At 53.8% G+C, this 19,381-nt stretch carries 17 protein-coding genes; 8 read left to right on the forward strand and 9 right to left on the reverse strand.

The window, feature by feature from the left end:
• The first annotated feature begins 472 nt into the window (after nucleotides 1–472).
• Both NW211_RS04730 and rpe read left to right on the forward strand, forming a co-directional pair.
• Nucleotides 473–1,798: a retropepsin-like aspartic protease gene (locus NW211_RS04730; protein ID WP_258327091.1), complete on the forward strand. Its 1,326-nt coding sequence runs from the start codon at nucleotides 473–475 to the stop codon at nucleotides 1,796–1,798.
• A gap of 97 nt (nucleotides 1,799–1,895) precedes the next feature.
• Nucleotides 1,896–2,546, forward strand: coding sequence for a ribulose-phosphate 3-epimerase (gene rpe / locus NW211_RS04735; RefSeq protein WP_258327092.1), 651 nt, complete (start codon nucleotides 1,896–1,898; stop codon nucleotides 2,544–2,546).
• Nucleotides 2,547–2,637: 91 nt separating this feature from the next.
• Here the strand turns inward: rpe and NW211_RS04740 are convergent, their stop codons facing one another.
• Together NW211_RS04740 and NW211_RS04745 are read right to left on the reverse strand one after the other, a co-directional pair.
• The gene (locus NW211_RS04740) at nucleotides 2,638–3,834 is read right to left on the reverse strand and encodes a transglutaminase family protein (RefSeq protein WP_258327093.1); all 1,197 of its coding nucleotides are present in this window, start codon (nucleotides 3,832–3,834) and stop codon (nucleotides 2,638–2,640) included.
• Nucleotides 3,835–3,846: 12 nt separating this feature from the next.
• Nucleotides 3,847–4,581, reverse strand: coding sequence for a copper homeostasis protein CutC (locus NW211_RS04745; protein WP_258327124.1), 735 nt, complete (start codon nucleotides 4,579–4,581; stop codon nucleotides 3,847–3,849).
• 59 nt (nucleotides 4,582–4,640) lie between these two features.
• Between NW211_RS04745 and NW211_RS04750 the strand changes: the two genes are divergently transcribed.
• A complete protein-coding gene (locus NW211_RS04750; RefSeq protein WP_258327094.1) occupies nucleotides 4,641–4,853 on the forward strand; it encodes a hypothetical protein in 213 nt (70 codons plus the stop codon).
• 98 nt (nucleotides 4,854–4,951) lie between these two features.
• On the opposite strand, the gene NW211_RS04755 is transcribed toward NW211_RS04750, so the two are convergent.
• The 3 genes from NW211_RS04755 to NW211_RS04765 all read right to left on the reverse strand — a co-directional run bounded on the left by NW211_RS04755 (nucleotide 4,952) and on the right by NW211_RS04765 (nucleotide 6,640).
• Nucleotides 4,952–5,581: a DedA family protein gene (locus tag NW211_RS04755; RefSeq protein ID WP_258327095.1), complete on the reverse strand. Its 630-nt coding sequence runs from the start codon at nucleotides 5,579–5,581 to the stop codon at nucleotides 4,952–4,954.
• A gap of 108 nt (nucleotides 5,582–5,689) precedes the next feature.
• Nucleotides 5,690–6,274 (reverse strand): uracil-DNA glycosylase family protein, encoded by a 585-nt coding sequence (locus NW211_RS04760; RefSeq protein ID WP_087408375.1) that lies wholly within the window; start codon nucleotides 6,272–6,274, stop codon nucleotides 5,690–5,692.
• A 15-nt stretch (nucleotides 6,275–6,289) separates the two neighbouring features.
• Nucleotides 6,290–6,640: a hypothetical protein gene (locus NW211_RS04765; protein ID WP_258327096.1), complete on the reverse strand. Its 351-nt coding sequence runs from the start codon at nucleotides 6,638–6,640 to the stop codon at nucleotides 6,290–6,292.
• A 112-nt stretch (nucleotides 6,641–6,752) separates the two neighbouring features.
• Between NW211_RS04765 and NW211_RS04770 the strand changes: the two genes are divergently transcribed.
• The 3 genes from NW211_RS04770 (at nucleotide 6,753) to NW211_RS04780 (ending at nucleotide 11,507) form a co-directional block, all read left to right on the forward strand.
• The gene (locus NW211_RS04770) at nucleotides 6,753–8,087 is read left to right on the forward strand and encodes a DcaP family trimeric outer membrane transporter (RefSeq protein WP_258327097.1); all 1,335 of its coding nucleotides are present in this window, start codon (nucleotides 6,753–6,755) and stop codon (nucleotides 8,085–8,087) included.
• A gap of 277 nt (nucleotides 8,088–8,364) precedes the next feature.
• Complete coding sequence (locus NW211_RS04775; protein WP_158096847.1) at nucleotides 8,365–9,090, forward strand: polysaccharide biosynthesis/export family protein; 726 nt, start codon at nucleotides 8,365–8,367, stop codon at nucleotides 9,088–9,090.
• A 5-nt stretch (nucleotides 9,091–9,095) separates the two neighbouring features.
• Nucleotides 9,096–11,507 carry a tyrosine-protein kinase family protein gene (locus NW211_RS04780; RefSeq protein WP_258327098.1) on the forward strand — a complete coding sequence of 804 codons (2,412 nt, stop codon included), beginning with the start codon at nucleotides 9,096–9,098 and terminating at the stop codon, nucleotides 11,505–11,507.
• 237 nt (nucleotides 11,508–11,744) lie between these two features.
• On the opposite strand, the gene NW211_RS04785 is transcribed toward NW211_RS04780, so the two are convergent.
• Nucleotides 11,745–12,938, reverse strand: a complete 1,194-nt coding sequence (locus NW211_RS04785) for an FprA family A-type flavoprotein (RefSeq protein WP_164470574.1) — start codon at nucleotides 12,936–12,938, stop codon at nucleotides 11,745–11,747.
• Nucleotides 12,939–13,141: 203 nt separating this feature from the next.
• On the opposite strand from NW211_RS04785, the gene NW211_RS04790 reads away from it, so the two are divergent.
• Nucleotides 13,142–13,819 carry an MIP family channel protein gene (locus tag NW211_RS04790; protein WP_087408381.1) on the forward strand — a complete coding sequence of 226 codons (678 nt, stop codon included), beginning with the start codon at nucleotides 13,142–13,144 and terminating at the stop codon, nucleotides 13,817–13,819.
• A 222-nt stretch (nucleotides 13,820–14,041) separates the two neighbouring features.
• Here NW211_RS04790 and NW211_RS04795 read toward each other — a convergent pair whose 3' ends face one another.
• The 3 genes from NW211_RS04795 to NW211_RS04805 all read right to left on the reverse strand — a co-directional run bounded on the left by NW211_RS04795 (nucleotide 14,042) and on the right by NW211_RS04805 (nucleotide 17,476).
• On the reverse strand, nucleotides 14,042–14,962 hold the full coding sequence (locus NW211_RS04795; RefSeq protein ID WP_087408382.1) for an NAD(P)-dependent oxidoreductase: 921 nt from the start codon (nucleotides 14,960–14,962) through the stop codon (nucleotides 14,042–14,044).
• A 19-nt stretch (nucleotides 14,963–14,981) separates the two neighbouring features.
• Entirely contained in the window at nucleotides 14,982–16,049 is a 1,068-nt protein-coding gene (serC, locus tag NW211_RS04800) for a 3-phosphoserine/phosphohydroxythreonine transaminase (protein ID WP_258327099.1), read from the reverse strand.
• 155 nt (nucleotides 16,050–16,204) lie between these two features.
• Nucleotides 16,205–17,476 (reverse strand): replication-associated recombination protein A, encoded by a 1,272-nt coding sequence (locus tag NW211_RS04805; RefSeq protein WP_087408384.1) that lies wholly within the window; start codon nucleotides 17,474–17,476, stop codon nucleotides 16,205–16,207.
• 187 nt (nucleotides 17,477–17,663) lie between these two features.
• Between NW211_RS04805 and NW211_RS04810 the strand changes: the two genes are divergently transcribed.
• Nucleotides 17,664–19,295, forward strand: a complete 1,632-nt coding sequence (locus tag NW211_RS04810; RefSeq protein WP_258327100.1) for a sialidase family protein — start codon at nucleotides 17,664–17,666, stop codon at nucleotides 19,293–19,295.
• The last annotated feature ends 86 nt before the right edge of the window (nucleotides 19,296–19,381 follow it).

The raw sequence follows: 19,381 nt of genomic DNA on the forward strand, positions 1-19,381 counted from the left end.
GATATGAGAATATAAGTGGAGATGGAGTCGGCTCGGGATAGACAAATTTTTAATTTCCAAAACATGAGTGCTCCATTTTGACAAGATGCTAATGTTTTGTCGCAAGGGTATTTCTGGATACCGCATTGGGGTGCGGTATGACGGGGTGTCACCCCGCGCTGCGACGCGGGGTCCAGGAGGAGGGGTGTAGAATAGGAGTCGGTTCGGCATAGCCAAATATCGAAAACTGCGTTTCCGTTTGTCCCTGCCCTCACCTTTCGCTATCTTTGTTACACGAAGATAGGATGCGTCTCAGTATAAAAATCAAGCAAGTTTGTTTTTCTACCTTCGACTTTCACTATCTTTGGATAAGATAGGATGCGGCTCGGCCAAGCAAATTTTGCAAGCAACTTTGCTTTGCTCTCGCCTTTCGCTATTTTTGTCATTGGATTGAGGATTACGATAGTAATGATAAACAATAATACAACAGATTATGAAGAAACTCATTCTTACATTAGGGATATGTTTAGGTTCATTTTCATTTGGATACAGTCAAAGTTCAGATGAAAAAATAGCTGATGCAATGAATAATTCAAACTGGTTTGCATTGGACTCTTTATATCAAACAGAGCCCAGAGATTCAATCAGCGATTTTTTTGAAATATTTTCTCGTTGCCTTATTGGAAATAGGTTGAATCGTCCAGATGTTTCTATTCCTGCCTTTACGGAATTATTCAACACTCAGTCAGACAATCTTGATTTGGGTAATATGCTCAGTTCGTCCATGATGTTTGCCATGGACTTAAGCAGGACTGGAGATAATGAGGCTGCTGCAAACATGTTATCTTCAACTCTTGGTTCAATACGCTCGTATCTTGATAGTACAACCATTGCAGGGGTTCAGCAATTTATCGATCAATACGAAGCCCTATCTAAATACAATCCATATAAAATCACATTTGAAAATTCGGCAGGGACTATTCCGTTTGAGATTGTACCGGTTGGTCCGGAAAAGAACAATTCGGTATTGATGCATCTAAGAGACAGTTATATAAATGGCGTTGAAGCCGATATTACTTTTGACACAGGCGCAGGAGTAAATATTATTACCGAATCATTAGCCCTTAAATATAATTTAATTCCACTTGAAGCATCAAGTACTGTTGGTGGAGTGGGGATACAAAATGGGAACTACGCAATAGCCAAGGAATTGAAAATTGGAGATATGGTTGTTACGGATGTTCCTTTTTATGTCATAAACATAACAACCCATAACGAAGAGGCAGACCAATATATTGACTGTTTCGATATTGTGGTCGGTAGCGAACTGATGTTGCAACTCAAAGACCTGACCCTTGATTTTGTCAATCATAAAATTACAGTTCCATCAGTCGCTCCCAAACGGAGCCAAGTGTCTCCAAACATGTGTTTTTCATCCAGTATGAATTTATTGGGCAAGGGTATCGTACACGGTAATAAAATGTTGATGAATATTGATACCGGTGATGCTTCATATGGTTCGTTAGACGAAAGATTCTTTGCGAATAACAAAGAATACATCACTACTCATTGTAAATTGGATACTGTCAGAGGTGCAGGAATTGGAGGTGTACATGTATCGGAGTGTTATCGAATGCAAAACATAGCACTCGAATTGGGAAATAGTCAAGTGTCTGTACCTGAAATGGTTGTTTTGTTGGAAAAGAATACAGACGGTGTATTGTATTCTTATCAATGTAATTTAGGGCTCAGATCGTTGATGCTTTTTGACAAAGTACGATTCAATATGGTCGATTTTGTATTGACGACATTTGAATAGAAACGATAATAATCTATTATGCAGACGAAAGAAAATTATTGTTATCTTCTTTTCGTCTGCATTTCTTTTTGTACTTTTGTATAAACAAGATAGTGATATGAGCGTAATAATTTCTCCGTCGTTGCTGTCGGCCGATTTCGGAAATCTGAACAGCGAGATAGACATGATTAACGAGAGTGCGGCCGATTGGCTGCATATCGACGTGATGGATGGCGTATTTGTGCCGAACATCTCGTTCGGGTTTCCTGTACTGGAGTTTGTGAACCGTCGGTGCAAAAAGCCGCTCGACGTGCATTTGATGATTGTCGAGCCGCAGAAGTTTATCGCCGAGGTCAAGCAGATAGGGGGCGCCATCATGACGGTGCACTACGAGGCTTGCACACATCTGCACCGGGTGGTGCAACAGATTCATGCGGCGGGCATGAAGGCGGGCGTTTCGCTGAACCCGCACACGCCGGTGTCGCTGCTCGAGGATATTATCGAGGATGTCGACGTGGTGCTGCTCATGTCGGTCAATCCCGGTTTCGGCGGGCAGAAGTTTATCCCCCGTATTCTCGACAAGGTGCGCGACCTGAAGGCGATGATTGCCCGGCGCAATTCGCACGCCCTCATCGAAATAGACGGCGGCGTGAACCTCGAGACAGGGCGGCAGCTGGTCGAGGCCGGTGCCGATGCGTTGGTGGCCGGCAGCTTCGTGTTCCACTCCGAGGCTCCGCTCGATACCATAGCCCGGCTGAAACAGTTGTAACGAAAAAGAGAACTTGAAAGAGGATAAAGCAGAAGCCCTCGCTTGCACATCGGTTGGCAGGCGAGGGCTTCTCTTTATGCAGTTGGTATCGTTATTCCATATAGGCTGTGACGGTTACGGGGTCGGCTCCGACGGTTGCCTCGACGGTAGCGCGTTCGCCCCGGGCGTTTTCATAGACAAAGGTGTAGGTCTGGTCCTTCTTCAACAGGAACTTGAGGGCATCGTTCATGTCCTGCAAGGGACCGGCGGTGCGGCCGCCACCCAGTTGCACGCCGTTGCAGAAGACATCGACGTTGGCCTCGACCCGGTCTTCCGATTGGGTGCTATGCTGTTTGTCCTTGTACATGACGAAGGTCACCACGGTGTGGGTATTCTCCCGGGCAATGGTTTGGGTCTGCTGGCCGTAGAGGTCGATATAGCGTTGCGACACGTCGACGGCATGCACGTCGCGCGACTCCTGATTCCAGACCATCGGGAACCAGTCGCCCGTGGGGCGGAACGATACGGCATAGATGGCGTGGATGCGGTCGCCCGGAGTCGACTGTCCGGCATCGGCCATGAACCAGGCGCCGTCGAGGGCAGGGGGGTAGTAGTATTCGGTCGAGTACCAGACCCCGTCGAGCCATACCTCGGTCCAGCTGTGGTTGCCCCGGTTGTCGTGCCAGGCAGCCGTGCCCACGAAGCGGGCCGGGATACCTACCGAGCGCAAGGCATCGACCAGCAGGATGGAGAGACCCGTACACGAGGCCATGCCCTGGCGCATCGATTCCGACGGGCTCTGGTTGGTCTTTTCGCGCAGGGTATTATATTCAACTCCCACTACTTGCGGAATGATGCGGTTGATGGTGTCGAAGGCCGCACGCATATCTTTACAGTCTTTCACCCGAGGGGCAAAGCGCTCGTAGAAATCTTTCCGCCAGGCATCGCGCACCTCGTCGACCGAGGCGTAGGGCAACACTTCGTTGAGGAAAATCGAGTCGGGCAGCGCCTTGGTCCAGGGAAATTCGGCACGGGCACGGCAGGCGTAGGTCACGTTTTCGCGCAGCAGTGCCAGGTCCATGGTGTCGCGGTCGCCCTGGGGCATCCAGGCCAGCAGATAGGCCATGGCTTCCTGTTCGTCGCGGGGTGTCTCCTTGAGCAGAGTGCGCAAGCTGTCGGCTCGGGGCGAATCGTCGAGCACGGTTTCGAGTTGTCGCTGACTGTCGGCCGAGATTCCCGACGAGGTACAACCTGCAACCGTGCAGGCCAACCCGGCGCACAGCAGCAGGAGGGCATGAGTTTTTTTCATATCGGATGGTTTTTATTGAGTTAATTGATTGAGAATTTCGCGTATCTTGCGTTCGTCGGCGCCCACCGAAGCATATTCGGGGATACCCTCCACACCCCCCATCGAGACGGTGGGGTTGCGGTAGGTCATGCGGCTCTCGATGAGGCAGCGGGCACTGAAGTGCACGGCGTCGACTCCCGCTTGAGCCAGAGTCCGCACGTTCGACGGACCCACGCCGCTGCCGGCCATGATGGCTATGCGGCCATCGGCCTGACGTACCAGCGAGCGCAGGGTGTCGATACCCTCGCTGACGGTGTTGCGTCCGCCCGAGGTGAGTACCCGGTAGCAGCCGGCGCGCACGAGAGCTTCGAGGGCCTCGGAGGTGTCTCGCACCATGTCGAAGGCCCGGTGGAAGGTAAACTGCATCGAGCCGCAACGCTCTACGAGTCGGGCGGTGCGGGCTTCGTCCACACGGCCGTCGGGGGTGAGGATACCCGCCACGGCACAGTCGGCGCCGCATTCGCGCACGAAATCTATCTCGTCGAGCATCAGGTCGAACTCGTCGTCGGTATAGAGGAAGTCGCCCCCGCGGGGACGAATCATCACACTCAGTTGCAGGTGGGGTATCTGGCGGGCCCTTCGTATGAGGGCCGCCGAGGGGGTGGTGCCCCCTTCGTAGGGCGAGGCGCACAGTTCTACCCGTGTCACGCCGGCGCGGGCTGCCGCCCGACAGGCTTCGAGGGAGAAGGCGCAAAGTTCGGTTTCGATCATGGCGATGGTTTTTGTGTGTTGCTACAAAGATAAAGAAAGGTGAGTGACAAGCAAAGATGCTTGCATTATTTGCTTGGCCGAACCGCCTCTTTTCTTCTGAAAAGATAGTGAAAGGCGAAGGCAGGGACAAACGGAAACGCAGTTTTCAGTATTTGGCTATGCCGAGCCGAATCCTGTCTTATGAAAAGATAGTGAAAAGAGAGAGCAGTGACAAACCGAAAACGCAGTTTTCAGTATTTGGCTATGCCGGGCCGACTCCTGTCTTCTAAATTTTGTTGCCGTGTCGGAGAGGTACGACAAAAGCCGCAGCTACGGGTGTTGCCCCGCCAGTCTACGGCTTTTGTACCGGATGGCAAAAGTATCTTTTTTATTTGGTCTTTTTCGTGCCTTTGTAGATGAGGAAGCCCACGATGAATACACAGATGGCGATGAGTATGTAGAGTATCTCGTGGCTGTAGGTCTGCACCTTCAGGATGAGCTCGTCCTCGGGAATGACGGCGTGGAATCCATATCCGATGGCGGCCAGCACGATGTTCCAGCACATGGCACCCAGCGTGGTGAAGAGGATAAACTTCGAGAACTTCATGCGGGCCAGACCGGCGGGTATGGAGATGAGCTGACGCACGGCCGGGATGAGTCGGCCGATAAGGGTCGATATGCTGCCGTGCTTGTCGAAGTAGCGTTCGGCCGTCTCTACCTTGCCTTGGTCGAGCAGGCACATGTGGCCCACGCGGCTGTTGGCAAACTTGTAGACGAGCGGACGGCCTATCCAGAGGGCCAGGTAGTAGTTTATGATGGCACCTATATCGGCACCGAGGGTACCGAAGAGGATAACCAGATACATATTCAGTTCGCCATAGGCAGCTTTGTAGGCGGCGGGTATAATCACGACTTCGGAGGGGAAGGGGATAAACGAACTCTCGATCATCATAAGGAAAGTGATGGTCCAATAATTGATATTATCGAGACACCACTGTATGAAAGATAACGATTCCATATAAAAAGAGTGTATAGAATTAAAATTTTTGAGACTGCAAAAGTAATATAATTCTGCTTAGAAATGAAAATGTTTGTAAAAATGTAACATAAATGTAATATGGTAATATTACTCTATTGCCGGGGCTTGAAAGATGGTGCGATAGATGGCCGCCTTCTCGGGCAAGGGTTTGGGATAGGCTCGCGAGGAGGAGGGCATGCGGTAGATTCTGAGTGTTCGGTCGTGGTAGACGATTTGGTTGTAGCTACCTATCGGGGGCGGAGTGGCTCCGGTGATGGCACAGAGGGTATCGGTGGCCTTCTGTCCGGTGGTGACGATGGTGTGGCAGCGGGGTATCTGGTCGAGCAGACGGGCCAGGTCGAGCGGCTCGACCACCTCGAGCGTGAGGTCCGAGGCGTTGCCGTTCAGTCTGCGGGCCACGGCCACGGTGTCGCTGATGGCGATGCCCTGTTCGCGCAGAAACGATTCGATGGCCTCGCGGCGGAAGCACTTGTGGGCCGTGTCGACAAAGTGGTCCTTGTCGTCGAAGAAGATAAGGCCGAAGATGCGCCACATGTCGTTGGTATAGTTGGGGTAGAAAAACTCCATCGACCAGCGTTTGCGGGGTGGCGGGAAACTGCCCAGCATCAGGATGCGAGCCTGCGGCGGCAGAAACGGGGCGAGTGGGTGGATTTCGACAGATGCGGTGTCCATAACGGTAAGTCGGGTTTATAGAAACGAGTCGTCCGAATCCATGTCGGTTTTCCAGAAGGCATCTTCGGCTGCATCGTATCGGTAGTTGCCGCTCGGCAGTGAGTCGGCGATGAAATTCTCCTTCTCGAGCAGGTCTGCTTCGTCTTCGAGCAGATAGAATTCGTTGTCGGGGTCGTCGCTCTCGAGGGTGGCTCGATAACCCTCGGGAACCTCGAAGGTCTCGCCGTCGGCTACCTCGATGAGCTGGCGGTCGTATCCCTGTTGAAACATGATGTCATAGGCATCGAAATCTTCATACTCGTCGTATCCCAATTCATCTCTCAACATCTCGAATTCGGGAGTGAGTGCTAACAAGATTGTATCCATGCGTATAGTCTCTTTTCGTCGGGGGCAAAGTTACTTATTTTTACGATTGCTTCAACAATTTGACCCGCCTGTTGTTTTAATTGAAAATAAAACTTATAAATCCTGAGTGTATATGAAAAAATTGTTCTTTTCTTGTGCCTGCGCCCTGTGCCTCGTGGGGGCTCCGGTATATGCTGCCGATGCTGCCGATGCCGCCGACACGCAGGCGACCGAGGCGGTCGAGCAGAGAGGTCGTCAAGTGCCCTCCGAAGTTTCGGATCGTATCGTCTTCCTGTGGGGTGGAAATGCAGCCAACAGTGAGCTGATAGGCATGTTTTACGACACGCGCCAACTCCACTTCCAAGACCCGCGTGCCCCCCGGTTCCTCTTTGTCGACCGCAAGGGCAAGGTGGCTTTCGGTGTGGGTGGTTATGTGAAGGTGACCGCTTCATACGACTTCGACGGAGCCGTGCCCAATCGCGACTTCCTCACTTACGATATTCCCGTGCCCGGCAATCCGGCCGAACGCAACCAGTTCCAGATGGATGCCACCACGTCGCACCTCTTCTTCAAGTTGGTGGGCGACAACTCGGTGTTGGGCAAGTATACGGTCTTTATCGACGGTGACTTCCGGGCGGGACAAAACTACGGCTTCCGGCTCGACCAGGCCTATGTGCAGGCTCGTGGTTTCCTGATAGGTCAGACGTGGAGCACCTTTGTCGATGCTGCTGCGGCGCCTCCTACCATCGACTATGAGGGGCCTACCGGCATGACCAGCGTGCGCAACGTGATGATGCGTTACACGTTCAATATGGGCAAACACTGGCAGATGGCCCTGGCGGCCGAGGCTCCGTCGGTCACCTGCACGCTCGACGGCGACTACAACGCCGCCATCAACCAGCGCATGCCCGATATACCCTTCTATATCCAGTATGGCTGGAACGGCGGTCACGACCACATACGGGCCTCGGGTCTGTTGCGCGGCCTCTCTTACCGCGACCTGGTGGCCCAGCGCAACCGCTCGGTGCTGGGGTGGGCGGTACAGCTCTCGGGCGTCACCCACATTACCCGCAAACTCTCGCTCTACTACCAGGGAGTCTATGGCTATGGCTACGGTGAGTATCTGAACGGATTGAACGATGAGGGCTTCGACCTGATTCCCGACCCCGATACGCAGGGCAAACTCTATGCCCCCGAAACCCTGGGCTATGTGGCCGGTTTGCAATATGCCTTCTCGCCCAAGTTCTTCATCTCGGCCTCGTACAGCCAGAGCCGGGTGTACAGCAAGCAGGGGGCACTCTCGCCCGACTCGTATCGCTATGCCCAGTATATCGTGGGCAATGCCTTCTACAACCTCACGAGCGATTGCAGCATAGGCATCGAGTATCTCTATGGCCGACGTTCCAACCTCAATCGCGAGGATGGTCAGGCCAACCGCATCAACACCATGATACGTTATAATTTCTAAGCCAGTACGATAGCTTTTTTTAGCGAAGCCCGTTCTCTCGTTGTTTGCGATAGTTGCGAGAGGGCGGGCTTTTGCTGTCTCCTTTTGAGGCCGATTGGAAATAGGTTTTTCTTGTAAAAAATGTTGCAGGCCGTATAAAAAGTGCTATTTTTGCAAATTGGTTATAATAGACCTTTACTTAAATTAAAAGGAGAAGATGAAGTATTTGTATCGGGTGTTTATTGCACTTCTTGTTTGGGGAATCACGTCGTGCTCTTCCTCGAAGAATGTACCCTATATGATTGATGTGGAAAATATTCCGTCCGAGGTACTGAATGCCGCTACGCCGCAACCGTCGCCTATTTTGGCGCCGGGCGATATTCTCGACATTTCGGTGATGGCCAAGAACCACGAGGTGGTAATCCCGTTCAACAAGCGGTTGAACCAGGGCGAGGCTTATGTACGAGGCAATACGTCGAAGGCTGTGGAGTATTATCTGGTCGACCAGAACGGCGATATTGAGTTCCCGGTAATCGGTCGCATCCACGTAGCCGGCAAGACCAAGAGCGAGCTGGAACTGATGATTCAAGAGATGCTCTATCCCAAGTATCTGAGCGAGTTGCCCCAGGTGTCGGTGTGGATACAAAACTTCAACATCTCGGTGTTGGGCGATGTAAACCGTCCGGGCATGTTTACCATCGAAAACGAGCGGGTGAGCATTCTCGATGCGATAGCTCTGGCCGGCGACCTGGCCATTACCGGCCGGCGCGACAATGTGCTGCTGGTGAGAGTCAATGCCGACGGAACCAAGTCTATTGCCCGTATCAATCTGAATGACAAAAATCTGATCTCTTCGCCCTATTTCTATTTGCAACAAAACGATGTGCTGTATGTGGAGCCCAACAAGTCGAAAGCCAATTCGGCCGTAGTGGTACCGCCTACGACTACGCTCATATTCAGTGCCACATCTATTTTGCTGACGATTGCTAACTTGATTATTACGGCCTGGAGTATTTCGAAATAACAACTATGGAAGAAGATAAGCAAAAGAATACAGAGGAGAAAAACTCGGAGGAGTCGTTCGACGTCACGGGTTTTCTGCTGGAGAGCCTTGCGCACTGGAAATGGTTTGTCGCCTGTGTGGTGGTGCTGGCTGCGGTAGCGCTCTTCTACTGCTTCAGGCAGACCCCGCTCTACGAGGTGACCTCGGCCGTCTATATTCAAGACAACAAGAGCGACAACGGCAACGTGCTGTTGGAGAGTCTGGGTTTGTCGCCCTACAAAAACAATATCGACAACGAAATCGAGGTATTCCGCTCGAAAAATCAGATAACGGCCGTAGTCGAAGCGCTGGGGTTGTACAAGTCGTATGCGTGGAAATCGTTCATGCGCACCACGCCGCTTTATGGCAATTCGCCGGTCGAGTTTGCGCTCGATTCGATTGACCTGCGAGCAATACAGTCGCCGCTTCAGGTCGAGCTCAAACCGTTGCATGGGGGTAAGTTCCACCTCGAAGCCAAGACTCACACCCTCGATGGCGATAAGGTGATGCTTTGCGACCAGGTTATCGACGGGTTGCCCTATGAGCTGCCGTTTGCCGGCGGTACGGTGCAGTTGCGCTACACGGGCGATACGATTCCCGTGCTGGAGAAGACGCTGTTGATGACCCTCTCCAACCCGCGAAGCGTGAGCAAGGCGATTACCTTGAACCTGACGGTAGCCTTTGCCTCGAAAGATGCAACCATCCTCACCGTGATTTACCGCACCCCGGTCGTTCAGGAGGGTAAGGACTTTGTCAGTACGCTGGTCGACTTCTACAACATCGACGCAGCCAACCTGAAAAATATGGGAAATGAGAAGACTCAGGAGTTTATCGATTCGCGCCTTTCGTCCATCTCGGAAGAGCTGGCCGTTGTCGAGGCGCAAGTCGAGGCTTATCGCAGCCACAACAACCTGATAGACATTTCGACCGAGGCCCAGCTCTACCTCGAGCAGACCGGCTATGCCGATGGTCAACTGGCCGAGTTGGAGTTGCAAAAGAGTCTGGTCGACTATGTCGAAGAGTTCCTGGCCGTCCCCGAAAACGAGTATATGCCTATCCCCGTGCTGGGTATCGACAACGAAGATTTTGCCGCATTGATAAACGAATACAACAAGAGCCTGCAGCAGCGCGAACGGCTGTTGCTCTCCTCGTCGGAGTCGAACCCCGTAGTGGCCGAACTGACTCGCAGTGTCAAAACCCAGCGGGCTCTGTTGCTCAAGGGCATCGAGAGTATCCGCAAGGGGGTCGAAATCAAGAAACGGGATATTTCGAAACAGGACAGACGCCTCGAAGACAAGATTAAGAATGTGCCGGTTTACGAGCGGGAGCTCTCCGACATCATTCGTCAGCAACGTATCAAGGAGAACCTCTATATCTTCCTGCTGGAGAAACGTGAGGAGAACTCCCTGGCCAAGAGCATGGTGGTGCCGGTAGCCCGCATCATCGACGACCCCGACTCGACCAACGAGCCGGTATCGCCCAAGAAGGTGCTGATTCTGTGCGCGGCCGTCCTGTTGGGCTTGCTGATACCGGGCTTTGTCATCTACCTGCGCATGGTCTTCTACCCCGTATTGAAAGACAAGAAGACTCTCGAGCGTCTCACCTCCATACCCATTCTGGCCGAGATTTCGCGCAAGCCCGAGGGCAAGTTCTTCGTGGTCGAGAAGAAGAGTGTGGAGCCCATTGCCGAGCTCTTCCGCTTGGTGCGCAACAACTTGCAGTTTGTACTCACCAGTTCCGACAAGAAGGTGCTGGCCGTCACCTCGTCGGTCATGCACGAAGGTAAGACCTTTATCGCTTCGAACATGGCCCTGAGCTTTGCCATCACCGGCAAACGGGTGCTGCTCATCGGGGTGGATATTCGCCGGCCCCGCCTCTCCGAGAACTTCCACATACCCAATCGCGAGGGTGTTACCACCTATCTGTCGGGCGTTAATACCGACTTGGCTTCGCTCATTCACCCCTCGGGTGTCGACCCCAATCTCGACGTGCTCATGGCCGGTCCCATACCGCCCAACCCCAACGAGCTGTTGATGAGCAAGCGTTTCGACCAGATGATTGACTATGCCCGTGCCCACTACGATTATGTGATACTCGACACGGCACCGCTGGGCATGGTTTCCGATACCTTCCTGCTGACGCGTGCCGTCGATATCGTGGTGTATGTGGCTCGTGCCAACTATACCAACAAGGCGGCTATCGAAATGCTGAACGGCTGGATTCGCTCCAAACGCATCGCCGTGCCTACCTATCTCATCTTGAACGATGTGAACATGAAGTCGAAAGCCTACTCTTACCGGCAGTATGGCGGTGGCCGATATGGTTACGGATATGGTTACGCCAACCAGTCGCGCGAGATGTTGCCGTGGTACAAGCGGTTGTTCAAGAAGAAAGATTAAAGGCCGGTAAGGCTGTAAGATAAAGCGGCGGGGGCGGCTCTTGGCAAAGGGACCGCCCTCGTTGTTGTTGGTCGGGGAGGAGAAGAATCACACATTTCCTCCGACAATCACACACTTCTTTTTTCTCCCCCCCTTTTGATAAAACGAGAAACCCTCGAGAGTACCGCAATAACGGTTCTCGAGGGTTTCTTGTTAGGGGTATGTCGGCCCGATGCCGGAGCGTCGAGCAGTAGTGTGTCAGGCTTTGTTGATGCGAGCGGCCATTTCGCGCCCCAGAGCCCGGCAGAGCTCTTTGATTTCGGGGGTGAGACCCTGTTTCATCTCCACGCAGCAAGGCAGAGTCTCCCACTTCATCGACTCGCCGAAGGCGGCCAGATGCTTCACGGCGGCACCGGCCCACGAGAAGGAGCCGAAGTAGCCGAATACCCGGTTTTTGATGTCGCGGGTGGCAATCATGCTGGTGAGCATCTCGACCTCGGGGTAGAGACGATTGGAGTAGGTAGGGCTGCCGATGATGAGACCCTGGTAGCGGAATATGCTTTGGAGAATGAACGAGGGGTCGTCGTGCGATACGTGGTGCATCACGATGTTCTTGACGCCGTTTTCGGCCAGTTCGCGGGCAATCACCTCGGCCATCTGTTCGGTGTGGCCATACATGCTGCCATAGGCAATCACTACACCCGGCTCGGCCTCGTAGCGGCTCAGACGGTCGTAGATGTCGATAACCCTATTCACCTCGTTTTCCCACACGGGACCGTGAGTCGAGCAGATGGTTTTGATTTGGAGGCAGGCCAACTTCTTCAAGGCTGTTTGTACGGCCGAGCCGTATTTGCCCACGATGTTGGAGTAGTAGCGCACCATCTCGTCCCAATATTTGGCGGTGTTCAGTTGGGTGTCCTTGATGCCGCCGTCGAGAGTCCCGAAGCAGCCGAAGGCGTCGCCCGAGAAGAGCGTTTGGGTTTCGTTGCAATAGGTCATCATGGTCTCAGGCCAGTGTACCATGGGCGTGAGGTAGAAGGTGAGCGAGTGTTTGCCCACGGTGAGGGTATCGCCGTTCTTCACACACAGCGTGTTGTCGTCGATGCCGTAGTAACCCTTCACCATTTCGAGGGTTTTGGCGTTGCCCACGATAGTCATGTGGGGATATTTCTGGCGGATAAACTGGATCGAGGCCGAGTGGTCGGGCTCCATGTGGTTGATGACCAGATAGTCGATTGTGCGGTCTCCGATAATTTCGGCGATGTGGTCCAGCAGACGGTCGGTATAGGCGGCATCGGCCGTATCGACCAGAACATTCTTTTCGTCGGTAATCAGATAGGCGTTGTAGGAAACTCCGTAAGGGAGCGGCCAAAGGTTCTCGAACTTGTGTTTACTGCGGTCGTTGACTCCTACATAGTGTATTCCTTCTGCGATTTCTGTTATCTTCATAATCCAATTAAATTAACCCGATATGATATAAATTCAAACCTAAAAATCAATCCTTTTGTTTAAAAAAGGCCTCAAAAGTAAGAAAAAAAGTGCGAATCTATATGCAAATTAGAATTTATTTTTTTTCTTTGTATAGAGAATCTTAATCGCTGAATCAACTAATTACTAACCAAGGTGCAAAATTGTACCGGAAAAACATTGACATTATGAAAAAGTATTTGGCAGAAATGTTGGGTACCATGGTACTCGTATTGATGGGTTGCGGAAGCGCCGTCTTTGCCGGTAACATAGCCGGTGTTTGCGGTGCAGGTGTAGGAACATTGGGCGTGGCTATGGCCTTCGGCCTTTCGGTAGTAGCCATGGCCTATACCATCGGCGGTATTTCGGGCTGCCACATCAATCCGGCCATCACGTTGGGCGTGTGGCTGTCGAAACGCATGAGCGGGAAGGATGCCGCCATGTATATGATTTTCCAGGTTATCGGAGCCATTATCGGTTCGGCCATCATCTATGCACTGGTGTCGACGGGCGGCTCGTCGGGAGTAACCATGACGGGAGCCAACAGCTTTGGCGAGGGTGAAATGTTGCAAGCCTTCATTGCCGAGACGGTCTTTACCTTTATCTTCGTGCTGGTCGTGCTGGGTGCGACCGACGAGAAACGGGGTGCCGGCAATTTTGCCGGTCTGGCCATTGGTCTGGCACTGGTACTCATTCACATCGTTTGTATTCCCATCACGGGAACTTCGGTCAATCCGGCCCGCAGTATCGCCCCGGCTCTCTTCGAGGGTGGCGTGGCTCTCTCGCAACTGTGGCTCTTCATCGTGGCACCCTTCTTCGGGGCAGCCATTTCGGCCATCGTTTGGCGTGCACTGACCAACGATTGATAAACAGAATCGTATAGATACAGGAAGAGCGGGGCTCCAGTCAAGGGGCTCTGCTCTTTTTTTTGTGATTGTATAGGGCGACCGATTGTCGTTGGAGGGGTGTTGCGCGGGTCGTGCTTGTGAGGCCTGTCTCTCTTGGTCGGGTATTGCGACAAAAGCAAGAGCCCCTCCCGCGCGTGGCGGGAGGGGCTCTCTATTCGATACGGTAACTCGTGGGCGAGTTTATTTGTTGACTCTGAATTTGTCGATACCCTCTTTGAGGAATCCTACCGATTGACGGGCGGCGGCGATACCGGCGTTGATGTTGGCCTCGGCCGTCTGGGCACCCATCTTCTTGGGGGTGAAGAATACCCGGTCGCCGAATTTCTCGGTCAGTGCGGCGGCTGTCGACGGAGCCACGTCGGCTACATAGCGGAAGTCGGGACGCTCCTCGAGCACGCGGGCCAAATCCTCTTCGTGAATCACCTCCTTGCGGGCGGTGTTGATGAGCACGGCACCTTTGGGCATGAGCGACATCAGGGCGTGGTTGATCGACTGTTTGGTCTCGGCTGTAGCCGGGATGTGCAGCGATACGAACTGGCAGGTGCGGTAGAGCTCCTCGACCGAAGCCACGGGTTTCACGCCGTCTTTCTCCATCACCTCGTTGGGGCAGTAGGGGTCGAAGGCGTAGAGCTCCATGCCGAATCCTTTGGCGATGCGGGCTACATTGCGGCCCACTTGGCCATAGGCGTGGATACCCAGCTTTTTGCCTTTGAGTTCGGTACCCGAGGTCCCGTTGAAGTGGTTACGAATCATCAGGATGGTCATGCCGAATACCAGCTCGGCCACGGCGTTGGAGTTCTGGCCCGGGGTGTTCATTACACACACGCCCTTGGCGGTGGCGGCGTTCAGGTCGATGTTGTCGTATCCGGCACCGGCGCGAACGACGATTTTCAGATTCTTGGCGGCGTCGAGTACTTCGGCGTCGACGATGTCGCTGCGTACAATCAAGCCGTCGGCATCGGCGACAGCTTTCAACAGATCGGCTTTGGCGGTGTATTTCTCCAAGAGAGCCATTTCGATACCGGCGGCATCGAGTACCTCTTTAATACCGTTCACGGCTACGGCGGCAAACGGTTTTTCTGTGGCAACCAATACTTTCATGTCGATATACTCCTATGGATTAGTGGTTCTTTTCAAATTCCTTCATGGCCTCGATGAGCACTTCGACGCTCGACTTGGGCATGGCGTTGTAGATCGAAGCTCTGAAGCCGCCTACCGAGCGGTGACCCTTAATGCCTACGATGCCTTTGGTGCCGGCAAATTCGATGAAGGCGCTTTCGAGTTCCTTGTACTCCTCTTTCATTACGAAGCATACGTTCATGATCGAGCGGTCTTCGTGAGCGGCGGTGCCTACGAACATCTTGCTCGAGTCAATGGCATCGTAGAGGATAGCGGCTTTTTCGAGGTCGCGGCGCTCCATCTCTTTGATACCACCCAACTCCTTGTAGTATTTCAGGGTTTGCAGGGCAGCGTAGATGGGCAGACACGGCGGGGTGTTGAACATCGAACCCTTCTTCACGTGGGTGCGGTAGTCGAGCATGGTGGGGATGACACGCTCTACATGACCCAGGGCCGACTCTTTGACGATGACGATGGTCACACCGGCAGGAGCCAGGTTCTTCTGGGCACCGGCGTAGATGACGTCGTATTTCGATACGTCGATGGGACGCGAGAAGATGTCGGACGACATGTCGGCTACCAGAGGTACTTTCACATCGGGGTCGAAACGCATTTCGGTACCGTAGATGGTGTTGTTCGAGGTGAAGTGGAAGTAGTCCACGTCGTCGGGTACGGTGTAGCCTTTGGGGATGTATGAGAAGTTGGCGTCTTTCGAAGAAGCTACTACGTCTACTTCGCCGAAGAGTCGGGCTTCTTTGATGGCGTTGACGGCCCAGGTACCGGTCTCGAGGTAGGCCGCTTTTTTGTTCAGCAGGTTATAGGGAACCATGCAGAATTGCAGGCTCGCGCCGCCGCCCAGAAACAGTACGGAGTATCCGTCGGGGACCTCGAGCAACTCTTTGACCAGCGCTTGAGCCTCTTCGATAACGGCTGTAAACTCCTTGCTGCGGTGCGAAATCTCCATCAGCGACAGGCCTGTACCGGCAAAGTTGAGGACGGCGTCGGCCGTGTTTTTGATGGTGTACTCGCTCAGGATAGAGGGTCCTGCATAGAAATTGTGCTTCTTCATAACGATATTTGTTTAGTGGTTGGTATAAATTTGGTATTGATAGATTGCAAAGGTACTTCTTTTTCTCTATGTTTTTGTTTAATTTATATCTTTTTTGTCGTTATAAAAGGCGATTTTGTGTCTATTTGCTAACTTGAGTTGGCATTCCTGACATCTTATTTATATCGACCTTTCCATAGTTCGTTCAGGTGCTCTTTCAGCTTGTTCTCGGCCGGATTGTTCTGCGGTTTCCACCACCCGTGGTTTTTGAGGGCGTCGGGCAGGTATTGCTGGTCGACGAAGTGGCCGGGATAGTCGTGGGCATACTTGTAGTTCTTGCCATAGTCGAGCTCCTTCATCAGCTGGGTGGGAGCGTTGCGCAGGTGCAGAGGTACCGGCAGGTTACCCGTTTCGCGCACGGTCTCCAGAGCCTGGTTGATGGCCATGTAGGCCGAGTTGCTTTTGGGCGAACTGGCCAGGTAGATGGTGGTCTCGGCCATGATGATGCGGCTCTCGGGCCACCCGATGTTCTGCACGGCATCGAAGCAGGCGTTGGCCAGCAGCAGGGCGTTGGGGTTGGCCAGACCGATGTCTTCCGACGCTGAGATGACGAGCCGTCGGGCAATGAATGCCGGGTCTTCACCTCCCTCGACCATGCGGGCCAGCCAGTAGATGGCACCGTCGGGGTCGCTGCCCCGTATCGATTTGATGAAGGCCGATATGATGTCGTAGTGCATCTCGCCGTTTTTGTCGTAGGCGGCCGGGTTTTGTTGCAGCCGCTCGGTGACGATGGCATCGTCGATGACAATCTTTTCGTCTTCGCCTACGGCCTGCGAGATGAGGTCGATGATGTTCAGCAGCTTGCGGGCATCGCCTCCCGAGTAGCGGAAGAGGGCGTCGGTCTCGCGCACCTCAAACTCGCGAGTCTTTAAATAGGTATCGCAGTGGATGGCGCGGTCGAGCAGCTGTTGCAGGTGTTTCACCTCGAGCGGCTTGAGCACATAGACCTGGCAGCGCGAGAGCAGCGGGCGGATGACTTCGAACGAAGGGTTTTCGGTGGTGGCTCCGATGAGGGTCACCGTGCCGTACTCGACGGCTCCCAGCAGCGAGTCCTGCTGCGATTTGCTGAACCGGTGTATCTCGTCGATGAAGAGGATGGGGCGCACTTTCGAGAAGATGTTGGCCTTGCAGCGGTCGAGCACCTCGCGCACCTCCTTTACGCCCGACTGTACGGCGCTGAGGGTGAAAAACGGGGCCTGCAACTGTTGCGAGATGATGTGGGCCAGGGTGGTTTTGCCTACACCCGGGGGACCCCACAGGATGAACGACGAGATCTTGCCCGAGTCGATCATGCGGCGCAAGACGGCACCGGGGCCTACCAGGTGTTCCTGCCCGATGTATTCGTCCAAGGTCTTGGGCCTGAGTCGTTCTGCCAAAGGTTGTAACATATTCGCTTCGTTCCGTTGATACAAATATACTCCTTTCGGCCCGTATTTCCAAAGGAAAGTGGCCGAAAGATACACCCGTCACCCCGTTTTGTCGGAGGCGTAAAAGCGGGGGTAAAAATTGAATGTTTCTTGGAGCGATTCGTGAAAAACTGTTATCTTTACCCCCGACAATTTAATGAAATGTATTATGCGTAAATTTATTCTTCTTTTGTGTCTGGCGGGGTTGGCTTCGATAGCCCCGGCAGCCGACACGGTCTTTGTCAAGGAGGCCCAGGTGCCTGTGCTGCTCGAGCGGCAGGACAATGTGATGTTCTATCTGCGTATTCCCGCCCGGGAGAGCCGCGTGCTCGACCAGGTGGTACTCGATTTCTCACGCTGTGCCGACCGGGCTTCGGTGGCTGCGGTGAAGCTCTACTACGGCGGTGTCGAGGCTCGGCAGGACGAGGGGAAGAATCGGTTTGCGCCGGTAGGCTACATATCGAGTTTCAGTGCCGGGAAGACCCTCTCGGCCTATCCCTCCTATTCGGTCAAGTGTGCCGAGGTGACCAGTCCCGATAAACGGGTGGTGCTCCAGGCCGACTACGAATTGTACCCGGGTGTCAACTTCTTTTGGGTGAGCCTGCAGATGAAGCCGGGCACCTCGCTCTCGGCGAAGGTCGGTGCCGAGCTGGCCTCGGTCTCGCTCGACGGTAAGAAAGCCTTGTGCCATAGGGTTTCGCCCGACGGTATCGTGCATCGCATGGGTATCGGGGTGCGTCATGCCGGTAACGACGGGGCTGCGGCTTTCCGCATCCCCGGGCTGGTGACGACCAACGAGGGTACGCTGCTCGGTGTCTACGACGTGCGCTACAACAGCAGTGTCGACTTGCAGGAGCATATCGACGTGGGGTTGAGCCGCAGCACCGACGGCGGTAAGACGTGGGAACCCATGCGCCTGCCGCTCTCGTTTGGCGAGTATGGCGGATTGCCTGCCGCACAGAACGGGGTGGGCGACCCCTCGATTCTGGTCGATACAAAAACCAACACGGTGTGGATTGCCGCCGCCTGGACACACGGCATGGGCAACCAGCGGGCCTGGTGGAGTTCGCAGCGGGGCATGGACCTGGACCACACGGCACAACTCGTGCTCACCAAGAGTACCGACGACGGCAAAACCTGGTCGGAACCCATCAATATCACCTCGCAGGTGAAAGACCCCTCGTGGCGTTTCCTGTTGCAAGGACCGGGGCGGGGCATCACCATGCACGACGGCACGCTGGTATTCCCCATCCAGTTTATCGACTCGACCGACGTGCCCAATGCCGGCATCATGTACAGCCGGGATGCGGGAAAGAGCTGGCATATCCACAACCTGGCCCGTACCAATACCACCGAGGCGCAGGTAGTCGAGATTGAGGAGGGGGTGCTCATGCTCAACATGCGCGACAACCGGGGCGGCAGTCGGGCCGTGGCCATCACCCGCGACCTGGGGCGTACCTGGACCGAACATGAATCGTCGCGCAAGGCGTTGCCCGAGCCGGTGTGCATGGCCAGCCTCATTCGGGTCGAGGCCCAGGACAATGTGCTGGGGCGCGATATTCTGCTCTTCTCCAACCCCAACACGACGAAGGGGCGCAACCATATCACTGTCAAGGCCAGCCTCGACGGTGGGGTGACCTGGCTCCCCGAGAACCAGGTTATGCTCGACGAGGAGGATAGCTGGGGCTATACCTGCCTGACGATGATCGACCCCGAGACGGTGGGGATTCTCTACGAAAGCAGTGTGGCTCACATGACTTTCCAGACGTTGAAACTCACCGAACTAATCCGTAAGAAATAGTATAAATTATTGATTATAAACCTATAAATGGAGGTAGACCCACCGAAGGGTTTGCCTCCTTTTTTGTTAAAAGTCTTAAATTTAAG

This window comes from Barnesiella sp. ET7 (assembly GCF_024733785.1).
GTDB classification, from domain to species: Bacteria; Bacteroidota; Bacteroidia; order Bacteroidales; family Barnesiellaceae; genus Barnesiella; species Barnesiella merdigallinarum.